A 15,284-nucleotide genomic window follows, 5' to 3' on the forward strand; every position below is an offset into this window, starting at 1 on the left:
CACGGGTGGACGGAAAGGAGCACGGCATGAGCGCGCGCGTGGCGGTGGTGGGCAGCAGCAACCTGGATCTGGTGGTGACCGCGTCGCGGCTGCCCCGCCCCGGCGAGACGGTGCTGGGCGAGAACTTCCGGACCGTGCCGGGCGGCAAGGGCGCCAACCAGGCGGTCGCCGCCGCGCGGGCCGGTGCCGCCTGCGACTTCGTGGGCGCGGTCGGCGACGACGAGTTCGGTACGCAGATGCGGGCCAGCCTGGTCGGCGCGGGGGTGGGCGTCGACGGCCTGCGGACCGTCGCCGGTGCCTCCGGCATCGCGCTGATCGCCGTCGACCGGGACGCGGAGAACTTCATCGTCGTCGCGCCCGGCGCCAACGGCACGTTGACCGAGCTGGACGCCGACGACCGGGCGAGGATCGCCGTGGCGGACGTGCTGCTGCTCCAGCTGGAGGTGCCGCTGGCCGCGGTGCTCCAGGCGGCCGACTGGGCCCGGACGGAGGGCACCACCGTCGTGTTGAACGCCGCACCGGCCGCGGTCCTGCCGACGGAGCTGCTCGACCTGGTCGACGTGCTGGTCGTCAACGAACACGAGGCGGCGGTCGTGGCCGGGGTCTTCTCCGGTGATCCGTCGGTGCTGCTCGACGCCCTGCTGGAGCTGGTGCCCCGGGTGGTGCTGACCCGCGGCGCGCGCGGTGCCGCGTACGCCGACCGGCGCGGTCTGCGCCTGGCGGTCCCCGCCCCGAGCATCGACGCGGTGGACACCACCGCCGCGGGCGACGCCTTCACCGGGGCGCTCGCCGTTGGCTGGGCCGAGCGTGGCGGCGCCACCACCGACGACACCGTCATGGCGAGCCTGCGCTGGGCGTGCGCCGCCGGCGCGGCCTGCGCCCAGCGGCACGGCGCCTCCACCGCCCTGCCCGAGCGGTCCGCCATCGACGCCCTCTACGACGCGACCTACCGAGGTACCCCGTGAGCTTCAACCCGAACGTCCCGCTCCCGATCGACCGGCCGACCGAGGTGCCGCTCGGCGGGCACGCCGACCTGACCACCCTGGACGAGGCGAAGATCTTCGCCGCGCCGACCGAGCCGGCCGACTGGCCGGCCTGGCGGGAGCAGCTCACCCGCTGGCGGGCCGACGCCCGCGAGCGCATCGGCTACAGCGGCGCGCACTACGACGAGATCGGCGGCGACTGCTTCAGCGTCTGCCTGGCGTGGCTCTGGGACGAGGCGCTCTACGACCACGAGCGCGGTGTCTTCACCGTCGACGAGTTCCTCGACGCGGCCGGACGGGACTTCGGCGGCTTCGACGGGGTGGTGCTCTGGCACGCGTACCCGGTCATCGGCCTGGACGACCGCAACCAGTTCGACTGGTACCGGGACGTGCCGGAGCTGCCCGAGGTGGTGCGGGCGTTCCAGGAGCGGGGGGTGCGGGTCTTCATCGACTACAACCCGTGGGACACCGGCACCCGCCGGGAGCCGGGTAGCGACGCCGAGGAGGTCGCGGCCCTGGCCGGCAAGCTCGGCGTCGACGGGGTCTTCCTGGACACCCTGAAGGAGGGCGCCGGGGAGCTGCGCGCCGCGTTGGACGCCGTCCGCCCCGGCATGGTCCTCGAAGGCGAGAGCCGGGTCCCGCTGGCCCGGATCGCCGACCACGCGATGTCGTGGGCGCAGTGGTTCGCCGACTCCGAGGTCCCCGGAGTGCTGCGGGCGAAGTGGTTCGAGCGGCGGCACGTGCTGCACCACACCCGGCGCTGGCACCGCGACCACCTCGACGAGCTGCACTCCGCGTGGCTCAACGGCGTCGGGCTGCTGGTGTGGGAGAGCGTCTTCGGTGTCTGGGTCGGCTGGAACGTCCGGGACCGGGCGGTGCTGCGCGCGATGCGCCGGGTGCAGACCAGCCACGCCGCGTGGTTGCGCGCCGAGGACTGGGTCCCGCTCGCCGACCATCCCGGCACGGGCCAGGTGTACGCGTCCCGCTGGACGCACGAGGACAAGCCACTGTGGACAGTGGTGAACCGGGGCGCGGACCACGACGGACCGTGGCTGATCACCGAGGCCCGGACCGGCCGGCGCTTCGTGGACCTGATCACCGGCGCCGAGCTGAGCGTCACCGAGACCGGTGACGGGCGGCTGGCGGTGGGCGGCCCGCTGCCCGCCGGCGCCATCGCCGCCGTGGCGGTGACCGACGCCGCCGTGCGGCGGCACGAGCCACCCACCGGCGACCCGTCCTTCCCCGCCCGCGCCGCGGTGCGCGTGCGGACCCCGTGGGCGCCCCGGCAGCACCTGCCGCAAGGCATGGCGGCCGTCGAGGCCGGCCGGCGGGACCTCGTCGTCCGGCACCGGGTACGGGAGACCGGACTGTACGGCGAGGCGCCCTACGTCGACGAGTGGAAGCCACTGCCGCCCCGGCTGCACCACACCGGCACGCTGCGGCGCAGTGTCCGGCTCGGCCGGTACGCCATCGCCACCCACGAGGTCACCCACGGTGAGTACGCCGAGTTCCTGCGGGCCACCGGCTACCGACCGGTGCGCCCCGAGCGGTTCACCGCGGGGCAGGGCCCGGTCGACGCCCCGGTCACCGGGGTGGAGTTGGCCGACGCCCGGGCGTACGCGACGTGGGCCGGGCTGCGGCTGCCCACCGAGGACGAGTGGCAGGTGGCCGCCGAGGCGGGACTGCTCGTACGCCGGGAACCGCTGGTGTGGAACCTGACCGAGAGCGAGCACTCCGACGGGCGCACCCGGTTCGCCATCCTCAAGGGCGGCGCGGACCACCGGGCGGACGGCTCCGACTGGTACCTCGACGGCGGCCCCCAGCCGGCGGACGTCTCGGTGAAACTGCTGCTGACCGGCGCCGGGCTCACCCGCTCCGACCAGGTGGGCTTCCGCTGCGCCGCGGACCTGGTGCCCGACCCTGCTGTGGCGCCCGACGCGGCGGAGGTGACCCGGTGACCGCGCCCCTGGACGGGATCAAGGTCGTCGACCTGGCCACCCTCTTCGCCGGACCGCTCGCCGCCGCGTTCCTCGGTGACTTCGGCGCCGACGTCGTCAAGGTGGAGCATCCCGCCAAGCCAGACCCGTCGCGGGGGCACGGCCCGGCCAGGGACGGCGTCGGCCTGTGGTGGAAGGTGCTCGGCCGCAACAAGCGGACCGTCACCCTCAACCTGTCCGACCCGGACGGCGCCGCGCTGCTGCGCCGGCTGCTCGCCGACGCCGACGTGCTGGTGGAGAACTTCCGCCCCGGCACGCTGGAGCGGTGGGGGCTCGGCCCGGCCGAACTGCACGCGGTCAACCCCCGGCTGGTCATCACCCGGATCAGCGGCTTCGGGCAGATCGGCCCGTACGCCCGCCGGCCCGGCTTCGGCACCCTCGCCGAGGCGATGAGCGGCTTCGCCGCGGCCACCGGGGAACCGGACGGCCCACCGACCCTGCCCCCGTTCGGCCTGGCCGACTCGGTGACCGCGCTCGCCGCCGCGTACGCGGTGATGCTGGCCCTGCGGGCCCGGGACGCCACCGGCACCGGGCAGGTGGTGGACCTCGCCATCATCGAGCCGATCATGGCGATGCTCGGCCCGCAGATCACCTGGTACGACCAGCTCGGCTACATCCAGCCCCGGCTCGGCAACCGGTCCAACAACAACGCCCCGCGCAACACGTACCGGTGCACGGACGGGCGCTGGGTGGCCGTCTCCACCAGCGCGCAGAGCATCGCCGAGCGGGTGCTGCGGCTGGTCGGCCGACCCGAGCTGATCGACGAGCCGTGGTTCGCCACCGGCAGCGGCCGGGCCGCCCACGCCGACGAACTGGACGCCGCGGTGAGCGCCTGGGTGGCGAAGCGGGACCGCGACGAGGTGGTGGCCGCGTTCGAGGCGGCGCAGGCGGCGGTCGCGCCGGTCTACGACGTCCGGGACATCCTCGCCGACCCGCAGTACGCGGCGCTGGGCACCGTGCGCAGCGTCCCGGACGAGGAGTTGGGCGAGGTACGGATGCAGAACGTGCCGTTCCGGCTCGTCGACACCCCGGGGGAGATCCGGCACGCCGGCCGGCGGCACGGCCAGGACACCGACGCGGTCTTCGGCGCGCTCGGCCTGAGCGCCGACGAGCTGGCAGCGCTGCGCGAGCGGGGAGTGCTCTGATGCTGCTCAGCTGGCTCTACGTGCCCGGCGACCGCCCGGACCGGTTCGCCAAGGCGGTCGCCTCGGGCGCCGACGCGGTCATCCTCGACCTTGAGGACGCCGTGGTGGCCGGGCGCAAGGCGTACGCCCGGGACGCGGTCGCGGAGTTCCTCGCCGAGACGCACCCGGTGCCGGTGCAGGTCCGGGTCAACGAGCTGACCGGGCCGGACGTCGACGCCGACCTGGCCGCGGTCTCCGGTCGGCCGGGGCTGGCCGGGCTGCGGCTGCCCAAGGTGGAGTCGGCCGAGACGGTGGCGGCGCTCGCCGACCGGGTCGACGTGCCGCTGCACCCGCTGGTCGAGTCGGCGCTCGGGCTGGAGGCCGCGTACCCGATCGCGTCCGCCCACCCCGCGGTGGCCTCGATCGGTCTCGGCGAGGCCGACCTGCGTTCCGACCTCGGGGTGAGCGACGACGAGGGGCTGCTCTGGGCGCGCGGCCGGGTGGTGGTGGCGGCCAGGGCCGCCGGCCTGGCCCCGCCGGCGATGTCGGTGTTCGCCGACGTCACCGACGTCGCCGGTCTGGCCGCCTCCTGCGCCGTCGGGCGGCGGCTCGGCTTCCTCGGCCGTGCGGCGATCCACCCGCGCCAGCTGCCGGTGATCGTCGAGGCGTTCCGGCCCGCCGACCGGGAGGTGGCCCGCGCCGCGGAGCTGTTGGCCGCTGTGGCCGAGGCGCAGCGACGGGATTCGGGAACGGCGGTGCTGCCCGACGGCCGCTTCGCCGACCGGGCGATGGTCGCCGCCGCCCGGCGCACCGTGGACCTGGCTGCCCGCTACGCCGCCTGACCCGCACGCCGCCCATCTGGCCCCGCGGGGTCGAGCCGGTCGAGCCGCGCGAGGTCGGCGGTGCCGCCCCGGACCACGGCCGCGGCCAACGCGATGGTCGCCGGGTGGACGCCGCCCCGCTGCTCCGCGGCGGCGATCCGGACCGCCTGCGTCAGGTGCGCACGCAGGTGCCCGGCGAGCAGCCGGTGGAACGCCTTCCCGGTGGCCGACCGCAGCGCGGCCAGCTCGTCGGGGCTGATCATGCCCGGCATGTCGTGGCCCTCGTGCGGGTTGGTCGCCGGCGCACCGGAGTCGCCCAGCAGCCGGCACGACACGACCAGGTCGGCGCGGTGGGTCGCCTCGATCTGGGCGGCCAGGCGCCGCCAGGCCGGGTCGGTGGTCCGGGCCGGCACCAGTTCGAGCACCGGCAGCACCCGTTCGGCCATCGCCACCGTGAGCTGGAGCCAGGCGGTGTCGGTCGGGCTGAACGGTCCGGCCGTACCCGTGGGTGCCGCGACGCTCGGCGGTGCGACTGCCGTCGGCGCATCCGCGGCCGGCGCGGTGGTACCGGGCGGGTCCGATGACCCGGCAGCGCAGCCGGCGACGAGCAGGACGGCGATGAGCAGCGTGGGCGGCGCGGCGACGACGGCCCGCATCCGACCTCCTTTCCGCGCGGGTGGGCGGGCCCGGCACGACCAGGCCCGCCCTCTGGTTGACCGTCTCGACTCAGATCGGTCGACCGTCGTGCCCGCATTTGATCACCGGACGGATGCAGTCCTGGACGCGGCGTGCCATCTCCGTCACCGGCCAGGCGTTGAAGAAGTCGCCGTGCATGGTGTAGCCCGGCCCGGAGGCCAACCGGAACTGCGCGGGGTTGCCGTTGACCGGGTATCGCAGCACCTGGCGCAGCTTCGGCACGTGCACCGGGTGCGTCGCCGGGCAGGCCTGATTCACCGGGTACGCCATGTGGCTCTTGTGGTCGGGCGAGTCCAGGTCGCGGCCGTTCCAGCACTGCGGGAAGTCCAGGTACGACTCCATCATCGTCCCAGCCGGGCAGGTGACGAAGTTCTTCGACGGCGGCACCTGCCCCGCGTGCAGACAGGACCAGCGGGCGATGCTCTCGTTCGGCCCGGCCGCCTTGGCGTTGCCCGCCACGATCCGCAGCCCCTGCGGGATGGGCTGGGTGGCCGCGACGACGTCGGCGCGGACGCCCTCACCCAGGTAGTAGAACGTGGAGATGGCCGGCTCGACCGGAACGTTGTTGTTGTACAGGGTGGGCACCCAGTACGACGAGACGTCCGTCCGCGGATTGCAGGTGGTCGGAGAGTTGACCAGGTCGGGGAGCGTGGTGTGGGCGTTCGTCACCGTGCTGCCGAAGAAGCTGTGCATGTGCGACGCCCCGGGCAGCCCGGGGAAGATGATCGGGTCGTCCGGCAGCCGGTGGCTGTACGTGCAGTCGGCCGGGAACTCCGCGACCCGGATGACGTTGACGCCCGGGGCGGCGTCGGCCCGGACCGTGGTGGAGACCATGTACGTGCCGAGTAGCGCCAGCAGGGCACCGATCGCCGTGGCGAGGCGCAGCCGGCGGTGGATGCCGGAGAGGGGGTGCGGCCCTGTCCATCTCGTGACTCCTGTCGGGGACGGGTCAGGGACAGCTCCGGCGCCGCCGCCGAAGACATCGGAGTTTCCCGGGCCAGACTGGTGGTGGTCTGTTGAGCCGGGACGCGAGAGAGCGCTCTCACAGATCCAGCCTCACCCTGGAGTCGACGCTTGTCAATACGTTCCGCAGTTGGCGGCAATGACGACGCGAAAGGGCCGGACCCCTGGTTGGGGTCCGGCCCTTGTCGTGGTGTTGCTTGGGTCAGCTGGTGGCGTAGCCGCGGGTGGCGATCCAGTCGGCGAGGTGCTCGACGGTGACCTCGTAGGAGGCGGTGTTCGCATCGGCGGAGTCGGCGATCTTGACCACGTTCCCGCCGTCGCGGTAGCCGACCACGCTGATGTAGTGCCCGCCCTCGAAGGAGTGCACCGCACCGTCGGTGTCGACGCTGGTGCCGGCGATGTTCGCGACCACGGCCCGGCCGTCGTCGACGGTGCGCACGACGTCGGCGCGCAGCTTGTCGGTCTGCTTGCCGTCAGCGTTCGGGTTGCTGATCTCGACCGAGTGGTAGGCGTCGGTCTTGCCGGTTTCCTTGTTCAGTACCGGGGTGATGTCGTTGATCGAGTTGGTGCCGGCCTCGGTGGTGCCCATCTCCTTGGCCATGGCGTCCACGCTGATGTCCTTGCCCTGCACGGACAGGGCGTTACGCGTGGCGGCGGGGCCGCAGTAGTAGAAGTTCGGCTGCGCCTCGTACCGCACGCCGAGCTGACGCTCACCGGCGGGCTTACGGTCGGTCTGCGTCTGGGTGGTGGGCTTGGCGTCCGACGCGGCGTACGCGGCGGTCACCGGTCCGGCGATGGCGCCGCCGGTGAACGCGAGTCCAGCAGCGGTCAGAGCGGTCTTACGAATCAGATCGGTACGCATGATGGCGTGCTCCTCTGCATCGGGGGGTGCATGCGACACACAACGGGGGGCGTGCGCCGCACGAGAAAGTTCACGGGGGGACGGCCCGGCGATCGGGGGGGACCTGCTCGGGTGTCCGGGGGATGTAACCGTGGCGGCCCGGCGGGTGTTCCCGGCGGTCGGCGGCTACGGGGGATGTAACCGTGGCGGCCTGGCGGGTGTTCCCGGCGTCCGGCGGCTACGGGGGATGTAACCGTGGCGGCCTGGCGGGTGTTCCCGGCGGTCGGCGGCTACGGGGGATGTAACCGTGGCGGCCTGGCGGGTGTTCCCGGCGGCCTGCGGCTACCGGGCCCGGGGGCCGCGGTGATCTGCCAGGTATAACCACCCCGGCCGGCCCCCGATTCCACCCTGCGGGTGCCCCCGACCACGGGACGCCCACGGCGAAACCGGACACCCACCCCCAGCCGCGCCGATCACGAACCGGACATTGGCGCCGTCAAGGTCCTCAACCCGCCGGATCCACGATCCGCGCAATCTCCGGGACACTGCTGCCTGCCAATGCGCCGAGGCCACGACCTCCCCAAGTCGCGCGGATTGCAGGACCGCGTTCCGAACGGGCGGGACAGTCGGCATGGAGCGCTATACCTGTGAGGCATAAATATGACTCTGAGGTATAACGCGCCTTGGTGCGGATGCCGCCGTGACCGGCCCATCACAGACCTTTCAGGCGGCGGCCAGCAATGGCAGGTGCGGCAGCATCCGCGTGATTCCCGGACCGGACATCGGGCCCATCCGGCTACGGCCCGCGCGACAGTGCCGCGACCAAGGCCGACACCCGTGCGGTGCCGAGGCGTAGTCAGTCAGCCGGCTGGGTAACACCGGCGGCCATGAGCACGAGCGCCGCAGCCCCCGCCACGTGTGTGACCGCCGGCCGGCTGGGCGCGGTCGCGGTGGTCGCGCACCGTCGCAAGACCCTCGGTGGCGGGCTTGACGAGCTGCGGGCGACCCTCGTCGGCGCCGGCGTCGACGACCTGCTCTGGTACGAGGTGCCGAAGAGCCGCAAGGCGCCGAAGAAGGTCCGCAAGGCGCTGAAGAAGGGCGCCGGTCTGGTCTTCGTGTGGGGTGGGGACGGCATGGTGCAACGCTGCGCGGACACGCTGGCCCGCTCGCGGACCCCGATGGCCATCCTGCCCGCCGGCACCGCGAACCTCTTCGCCGCCAACCTCGGCATCCCGGAGGACCTGGCGGAGGCGGTACGCATCGGCCTGCACGGCCGGCGGCGCCGGCTGGACCTGGGCCGCCTCAACGGCGAGCATTTCGCGGTGATGGCCGGTGCCGGGTTCGACGGCGACCTGATTCGGGAGGCGGACCGGCACCTCAAGAGCCGGCTCGGTCGGCTGGCGTACGTCTGGACGGGGCTGCGGCACGTTCGGGGCGAGCTGGTGCACACGCGGATCCAGGTGGACGGGGTGACCTGGTTCGACGGCGAGGCGAGCTGCGTGCTCTTCGGCAACGTCGGCACGATCACCGGTGGCATCCCCGCCTTCGACGACGCCCAGCCGGACGACGGGTGCCTGGAGGTGGGCGTGTCAACCGCGAACGGGGCGATCGACTGGGCCCGCACCCTCGGCCGGATGGCCGCAGGGCGCTCGACCGACTCGCCCTTCGTCCGGATCACCCGCGGCCGCCGCGTTCGGGTCCGCTTCGCCGCGCCGCGGACGTACGAGCTCGATGGCGGCGCGCGTACCGCGGTCGCGAAGCTCAAGGTGCGCTCGGTGCCCGGTGCGCTCACGGTCTGCTGCCCCGACCCGCACGCCTGACCAACCGGGGCCGGCTCCCAATGCCCCGCGCCGTTGGGAATCAAGCCTTCCGGGGCGTACGCCGGTTGCCGAACGACTCCATGGTGGTCGCCTTCTTGGCCGGCGCCCTGGTCGCTGACGTGGTGCGGGCCCGGGCCGCCGCGGCCTTCTTCGCGGGCGACTTCTTCGCCGCGGCCTTCGTCGCGGGTGCCTTCTTCGGTGGGGCGTTCTTGGCGGCGGCCGCCTTCGCTGTCGGCCTGCGGGTGGGCGTGGCCGTGGTGGCGGAGGTGTCCTTCTTTCGCGCCACCCGGGTCGTGGTCGGCGTGGGCTTCTCGCCGGGCGTCTTGGCCGCGCTCGCGCCGGTGGCCCGCTTCGTCGCGGCGGCGACCTTCTTCGCCGCCACCTTCCGGCTCGGCGGCATCGTCTTCGTCTTCGCACCGGTTGCCTTGCGGGTGCTGCCTGCGGCCATCCTCACTCCTCCTCTGATCTCGCCGGCACCGCCGGACAACGGCCGGGCCCGATCGGCGAGGTCTTCCCGTGCGTCCGCACGCCAAACACGGGTGGGGCAGCCCGACGTGTCGGACTGCCCCACCCGTTCGGAAAAACTGGCTCAGAACCCGAGTACGGCCCGCCCGCCGACCACCGGCAGCCGCAGTTCGCTGTCGTTCGGCGCGACCCGCAGCTCGGTGCCACCCAGCGGCAGCAGGGTGTACTCCTGGTCGCTGGAGAAGACGACCACGCCGATCCGGTGCCCCGCCGGGAAGATGTAGTCCTTCGGCTCCATGGTCCACCGGTAGTCGTACAGCTTGCCCTGCTTCACCGGCTCGGTGCGGGCCGGGCCCTTGCGGTTCTGCGGGTCCATCCAACCCCGGGTCACCACGGTCGGCGCGGCGGTCGAGCCGGCCGGGCCGTAGTCGACCAGGTACGCGGTGAGGTTCGCGTCCGGCTTGTTGTCGATCGCCATCCGCAGCCGCATCTCCGGGCGTCCGGAGATGCGCACGTTCTGCGTCAGCGCGGGGGAGCGGTACGCGAGCCGGTTCTCACTCGCCGTGTCCGGGTTGGACACCAGGGTGTCCGGGTGGATGGTCCGACCCTCGTCGACGAAGCTCTGCTCGACCCTGGCCTTCGGCGGCTTGCCCGTGGTGAGCGTGCCCGGGGCGGTGGCGTCGGTGGCGGCGAACCGCAACCCGACCTCACGCGCTGCCGGGTCGGGCCAGTTGGCGTACGTGGTGTAGGCCCGGTCCTCCCGCTGCAGCACCGCGGTCGGCTCGTCCATGATCCCGTTGCGCACGTTCCACAGCCAGAAGTCGAACCAGCGGTTCTCGGTCTGCTTGTACGTCCACGTCCGCCCGTCCGGCAGGGTCACCGACGCGTTGCTGCCCGGGCCGCCGTGCCCGCCCTGGTGCAGCCAGATCTTGCGCGGTACGTGGCGCTTGGCGAGCTCGTCCCACCAGCCGGCGAAGTGCTCGGTCTTCACGTTCCAGTCGTTGAGGCCGTGCACGACGAAGACGCTCGCCTCCACGTCCCGGGCGTCAAGGTAGTCACGGTCCTTCCAGAACTTCGAGTAGTCGCCGGTGACCCGGTCCTGCTCCTCGGTGATCTTCGCGATCTCGTCGGCGCAGGGCCCCTCGGCCCGTGCCTGCCCGGCGGTGTACTGGGCCAGGATGTCGGTGTCCTCGCCCTGGAACGTCCCGGGGGCGACGACCAGACCGTTGGCGCGGTAGTAGTCGTACCAGCTGCTGATCGCGGAGACCGGGACGATGGTCTTGAGGCCCCGGACGCCGGTGGTGGCCACCTGGTTGGGGAGCGTCCCGTTGTAGGAGACGCCGGTCATGCCGACCGCGCCGGTGGTCCAGCCGGCGGTGATCGGGGCGCCGTTCGCGTCGTACCCCTTCGCCCGGCCGTTCAGCCAGTCGATGACCGCCTTGGTGCCGAGCGTCTCGGCCTGGTCGCCGCTGGTCGGGCAGCCGTCGGAGTCGCCGGTGCCGACGCTCTGACCGAGCACCACCGCGTACCCCCGCGGCACGTAGTAGTCGTCGAGCGAACCGGGCAGGTTGGCCTTCGCCTGCGCCCGCTGGGCTCCCGCGTCGAGAGCCCGGCGCCCGGAACGGTCGGTCAAGCCGTTCTGCGGCAGGTCGTCCACCAGCACGCTCGGGTAGGGCACGTCGCCCCAGGTGCCCTTGCGGTACGGGCTGTGCTCGAAGATGACCGGCACCTTGAAGCCCTGGGTGGCGGTCTCCCGGGGCCGGGAGATGTCGATCGCCACCCGGTCGAGGCGGCCGTCGTGGTCGGTGTCGACCGGGGTCTGGACGAACACCCGCTCCTCGATCGCGTCGGCGAGCGAGAACACCGGCTGCGTCATGCCGTCACTGACGACGATGCCGGTCGGTGCGGGCGCCGCGGGCGGGGTCGCCGCCGCTGCCGGGGCTGCGCTCAACAGCAGTGCGCCGGAGACACCGACGCCGAGTAGTGCCAAGGGGGTTCGACGCACGCGCGTTTCCCTTCGGTCGGGCTGGTCGCCGGGGATCGGCCGAGTTGGATCCGAAAGATCCATTCAGCCCATGCTAGGACCGCGTCGACGTTCCGTCGATCCTATGATCTTGCGAGAAGTCGCCCGAGAGGGTGCGTTTGTCTACATAAGACAGGGAGTAAGATGCTCAGGAAAACGCGATGGCTGCTGGCCGTCGCCGTCACGGCCACGGCGCTGAGCGCCGTACCGGGCGGCGCTGCCACAGCCGGGCCCAGCGGCATTGGTCTGACGGGCACACCCGATGCCGCTGGCGACGGGAAGACGCACACCGTCACCCTGCTCACCGGGGACGTGGTGACCGTACGGAGCACCGGAGCGGGATGCCCGCGGGCCACGGTGCGACCGGCCGACCCGAACGCGGTGCTCCGACAGACCTGCGGGCCGGACGGCCACCTGCACGTCATCCCCGCGCGCGTCGCGTCCCAGATCGGCTCGACCCTCGACCCCGACCTCTTCGACGTCACCGCGCTGATCGCGGACGGCTACGACGATGAGAGCACCTCGCAGCTGCCGGTCATCGTGCAGCCCTCCACCGCGTCCGCCCGGGTGGCCGCGCTCGGTGACGTGCTGTCGCTGCCCAGCATCGGCGCGGTGGCCGGCCACGTACCCAAGAAGAGCCCGGCCACCGCGAAGCTGGCGACGAACTCGCTGCTCGCCGGGGCCAAGAAGGTCTGGCTCGACCGTAAGGTCCGCGCCACCGCGCTGACCGGCGGGAGCCAGCATGGTGACCTCGACCGCAACCTGGGCCAGGTCTCCGCGCCCGATGCCTGGAAGGCCGGGTACACCGGCAAGGGGGTCCGGGTCGCGGTGCTCGACACCGGTGCTGACTTCACCCACCCGGACCTGGTCGGCCGCGTCGCCGACCGCGCTGACTTCACCGTCGAGGGTGGCGACGCCGTCGACCACAATGGCCACGGTACGCATGTCGCGTCGACCATCGCCGGCACCGGCGCGGCCGCCCACGGCCAGCGTCGCGGCGTGGCGCCGGACGCCAAACTGGTGATCGGCAAGGTCCTCGACGACCACGGCTCCGGTGCGGACTCCGGGATCATCGCCGGCATGGAGTGGGCCGCCAGCCGGGCCGATGTCATCAACATGAGCCTCGGCGGCAGCGACCCGGACGACGGCAACGACCCGCTCTCGCTCGCCGTCGACGGCCTGAGCAGGCAGACCGGGGCGCTCTTCGTCATCGCCGCCGGCAACAGCGGCGGTGCCATCTCCTCGCCCGGCTCCGCCGCCAGCGCGCTGACTGTCGGCGCTGTCGACCGCAACGACAAGCTCGCCGACTTCTCCAGCCGCGGACCGCTGGTCAGCAGCAACGTGGCCAAGCCGGAACTGGTCGCGCCCGGCGTCGACATCGTCGCCGCCCGGGCCGACGGCACCAACCTGCAGGACCCGATCGACAGGTACTACGAGGGCATCTCCGGCACCTCGATGGCCAGCCCGCACGTGGCGGGCGCGGCCGCGCTGCTCGCCCAGCGGCACCCGGACTGGACGGGGGAGCAGATCAAGTCCGCGCTCGTCGGTGCCGCCGATCCGCTGGCCGGCGTCGACCCTTACGCCGTCGGGGCCGGTCGGCTCAACGCGGCCAGGGCGCTCGGCGGCCCGGTCAGCAACCAGCCGGTGGTCAACCTCGGCACCTTCGCGTACCCGCAGTCCGGGACCAGCGAGGCGAAGCTGAGCTGGACCGGTGCGCCGACCTCGGCGACGGCGGTCCTCGACCTGGACGTGGCGGTCGTCAACCACGACGGCCAGCCGGTGCCGCGCGGCACGGCGTCACTGTCGACGAGCCGGTTGACGCTCAAGCGCGGCGCCACCGCCGGCGTTACCGTCCGGATCAACCGTGCGGCGCTGGCAGCCCGGCCGGGCTTCTACCTGGCCACCGTCACCGCCCGCACCGCCGGACGGAAGCTGGTCGCGACCACCCCGGTGAGCTTCCACGTCGAGCAGCCCAGCTACGACCTGACGATCCACACGAAGCCGATGCCCGGCCTCAAGGAGGGCGCGGAGAGCTGGATCAACATCCTGGTCACCAACCTCGCCGACCCCGTCATCTACTACGGCGGGCCCAGCGGTACGCCCGGAGAAACCTTCACCACGCGGGTGCCGGCCGGCCGGTACGCGATCCTCGGCTCCTCGGTCGCCTACTACGTCGACAGTGACGTGCTGGAGACGACGCTCAACGGTGAGACCGACCTGAACGTCACCGGCAACCGGAGCCTGACGCTCGACCCGGCGCTGGCCAGGCCGGTGACGGCGATGGTCGACGGCGTCGCCACCACGCCCACCCGGGTCGACCTCACCAGCCTCCAGACCGCGCCGAACGGCCAGTCCTGGTGGAACCAGATCAATGGGTACGGGAGCGCGACGACCATCCGCACCTCCCCACTGCCGAAGCCCGGCATCGGATCACGGCGCACCTGGGCGGCCGTCAACCTGGACTCGCCGGCCGGCACGGCCAAGCCGTACCGCTACAACCTTGTTCACGAGTACGCGAGCGGCGTGCCGGCCGATCCCGCGTACCGGGTGACCGCTGCGGAACAGGCGAAGCTGGCCCGGATCGACGAGCGGTTCCACCAGATGGACTCGCCGGGGATGGTCACCCAGTTGGTCCGCACCGGCCTCACCCCGGACGGGCTGGGTGTGACCCAGACCCACGAGGGGAACCTGCCGCCGTACCGCACCGACTACCTCTCGCCCGGCATCCTCTGGGCCGACGAGGGCGTCTACGGCGGACTGTCGGCCCAGGAGGCACCCCGCAGTTACCAGCCGGGCAGTCGGCAGAGCAAGGTCTGGGCGCGGCAGCCGCTGCACTCCGGCTGGTACGACGACCCGGCCGGTGCCGGCTGGAGCTGCGCGACCCCGCCGTCGCGGACCCGGGGCAACCTGCACATCGACCTGGCGTCGCTGGTGGACCAGCACCAGCGGGCCGACTGCCTGCAGGGCAACTCGATCGGGGTGAACCGCAAGCTGTCGCTGTACCGCAACGGCAAGCTCGTCGAGGAGCGGGACCGCCCACTCGCTGACTTCACCGTGCCGCAACAGACGGCGGACTACCGGCTGACCCTCGACGTCGACACGAGTCTGATCCTGCCGATCTCGACCAAGGTCACCACCTCGTGGACGTTCCGGTCCGCCGGGCCGGACGGCACCGGAAGCGTGCCGCTGCCGCTGCTCGCGGTCGACTACGCCCTGCCGATGGACACCAACAACCACGCCACCGGCGGAACGGCCGAACTGGCCGTCCGGCAGGCGCGCGGCGTCAAGGCGCAGAAGGTGACCGCGTTCCAGGTGTGGACCTCGACCGATGACGGTGCCACCTGGAAGACGGCCCGGGTCGCCCGCGACGGGGACAGCTATCGGGTCGAGCTGCCGAAGGCGGCCGCCGGGAAGCCCGTCTCGCTGCGGGTGAAGGCCGACGCCAACGGCGGTAGCGGTATCGACCAGACCATCATCCGGGCGTACATCGCCGGCTGATCGTCCGCGGAGCTGGTGCGGCCCGGCCCTGAGCCGGGCCGCACCAGCATGCC

The 15,284-nt window shown here is 72.7% G+C and carries 11 protein-coding genes; 6 read left to right on the forward strand and 5 right to left on the reverse strand.

The features are described 5' to 3' along the window. Positions 1–26: 26 nt before the first annotated feature. The 4 genes from ACFYPS_RS00605 to ACFYPS_RS00620 are packed head-to-tail and all read left to right on the forward strand — an operon-like array spanning position 27 to position 4,946. Positions 27–965, forward strand: coding sequence for a ribokinase (locus tag ACFYPS_RS00605; protein WP_387322090.1), 939 nt, complete (start codon positions 27–29; stop codon positions 963–965). Then, positions 962–2,941 (forward strand): formylglycine-generating enzyme family protein, encoded by a 1,980-nt coding sequence (locus tag ACFYPS_RS00610; RefSeq protein ID WP_387322092.1) that lies wholly within the window; start codon positions 962–964, stop codon positions 2,939–2,941. The genes ACFYPS_RS00605 and ACFYPS_RS00610 overlap by 4 nt, the downstream gene beginning before the upstream one ends. Then, a complete protein-coding gene (locus ACFYPS_RS00615; protein ID WP_387322094.1) occupies positions 2,938–4,125 on the forward strand; it encodes a CaiB/BaiF CoA transferase family protein in 1,188 nt (395 codons plus the stop codon). The genes ACFYPS_RS00610 and ACFYPS_RS00615 overlap by 4 nt, the downstream gene beginning before the upstream one ends. Beyond that, complete coding sequence (locus tag ACFYPS_RS00620; protein WP_387322095.1) at positions 4,125–4,946, forward strand: HpcH/HpaI aldolase/citrate lyase family protein; 822 nt, start codon at positions 4,125–4,127, stop codon at positions 4,944–4,946. The genes ACFYPS_RS00615 and ACFYPS_RS00620 overlap by 1 nt, the downstream gene beginning before the upstream one ends. Here ACFYPS_RS00620 and ACFYPS_RS00625 read toward each other — a convergent pair. The 3 genes from ACFYPS_RS00625 to ACFYPS_RS00635 form a co-directional block, all read right to left on the reverse strand. Then, a complete protein-coding gene (locus ACFYPS_RS00625) occupies positions 4,934–5,581 on the reverse strand; it encodes a DUF305 domain-containing protein (RefSeq protein WP_387322098.1) in 648 nt (215 codons plus the stop codon). The genes ACFYPS_RS00620 and ACFYPS_RS00625 overlap by 13 nt on opposite strands. Positions 5,582–5,651: 70 nt before the next feature. After that, a complete protein-coding gene (locus ACFYPS_RS00630) occupies positions 5,652–6,455 on the reverse strand; it encodes a DUF1996 domain-containing protein (RefSeq protein WP_387322100.1) in 804 nt (267 codons plus the stop codon). 331 nt (positions 6,456–6,786) lie between these two features. Beyond that, positions 6,787–7,446: a C39 family peptidase gene (locus tag ACFYPS_RS00635; protein WP_387322102.1), complete on the reverse strand. Its 660-nt coding sequence runs from the start codon at positions 7,444–7,446 to the stop codon at positions 6,787–6,789. An 866-nt stretch (positions 7,447–8,312) separates the two neighbouring features. Between ACFYPS_RS00635 and ACFYPS_RS00640 the strand changes: the two genes are divergently transcribed. Beyond that, positions 8,313–9,245, forward strand: a complete 933-nt coding sequence (locus ACFYPS_RS00640; protein WP_387322104.1) for a diacylglycerol/lipid kinase family protein — start codon at positions 8,313–8,315, stop codon at positions 9,243–9,245. Positions 9,246–9,285: 40 nt separating this feature from the next. Here ACFYPS_RS00640 and ACFYPS_RS00645 read toward each other — a convergent pair whose 3' ends face one another. Together ACFYPS_RS00645 and ACFYPS_RS00650 are read right to left on the reverse strand one after the other, a co-directional pair. Continuing rightward, on the reverse strand, positions 9,286–9,693 hold the full coding sequence (locus tag ACFYPS_RS00645) for a hypothetical protein (protein ID WP_387322106.1): 408 nt from the start codon (positions 9,691–9,693) through the stop codon (positions 9,286–9,288). A gap of 141 nt (positions 9,694–9,834) precedes the next feature. Further along, positions 9,835–11,715 (reverse strand): Xaa-Pro dipeptidyl-peptidase, encoded by a 1,881-nt coding sequence (locus tag ACFYPS_RS00650; RefSeq protein WP_387322108.1) that lies wholly within the window; start codon positions 11,713–11,715, stop codon positions 9,835–9,837. A 162-nt stretch (positions 11,716–11,877) separates the two neighbouring features. On the opposite strand from ACFYPS_RS00650, the gene ACFYPS_RS00655 reads away from it, so the two are divergent. After that, positions 11,878–15,231 carry a S8 family serine peptidase gene (locus ACFYPS_RS00655; protein ID WP_387322110.1) on the forward strand — a complete coding sequence of 1,118 codons (3,354 nt, stop codon included), beginning with the start codon at positions 11,878–11,880 and terminating at the stop codon, positions 15,229–15,231. Positions 15,232–15,284 lie beyond the last annotated feature (53 nt).

The organism is Micromonospora sp. NPDC005087 (assembly GCF_042872965.1).
Classification (GTDB): Bacteria; Actinomycetota; Actinomycetes; order Mycobacteriales; family Micromonosporaceae; genus Micromonospora.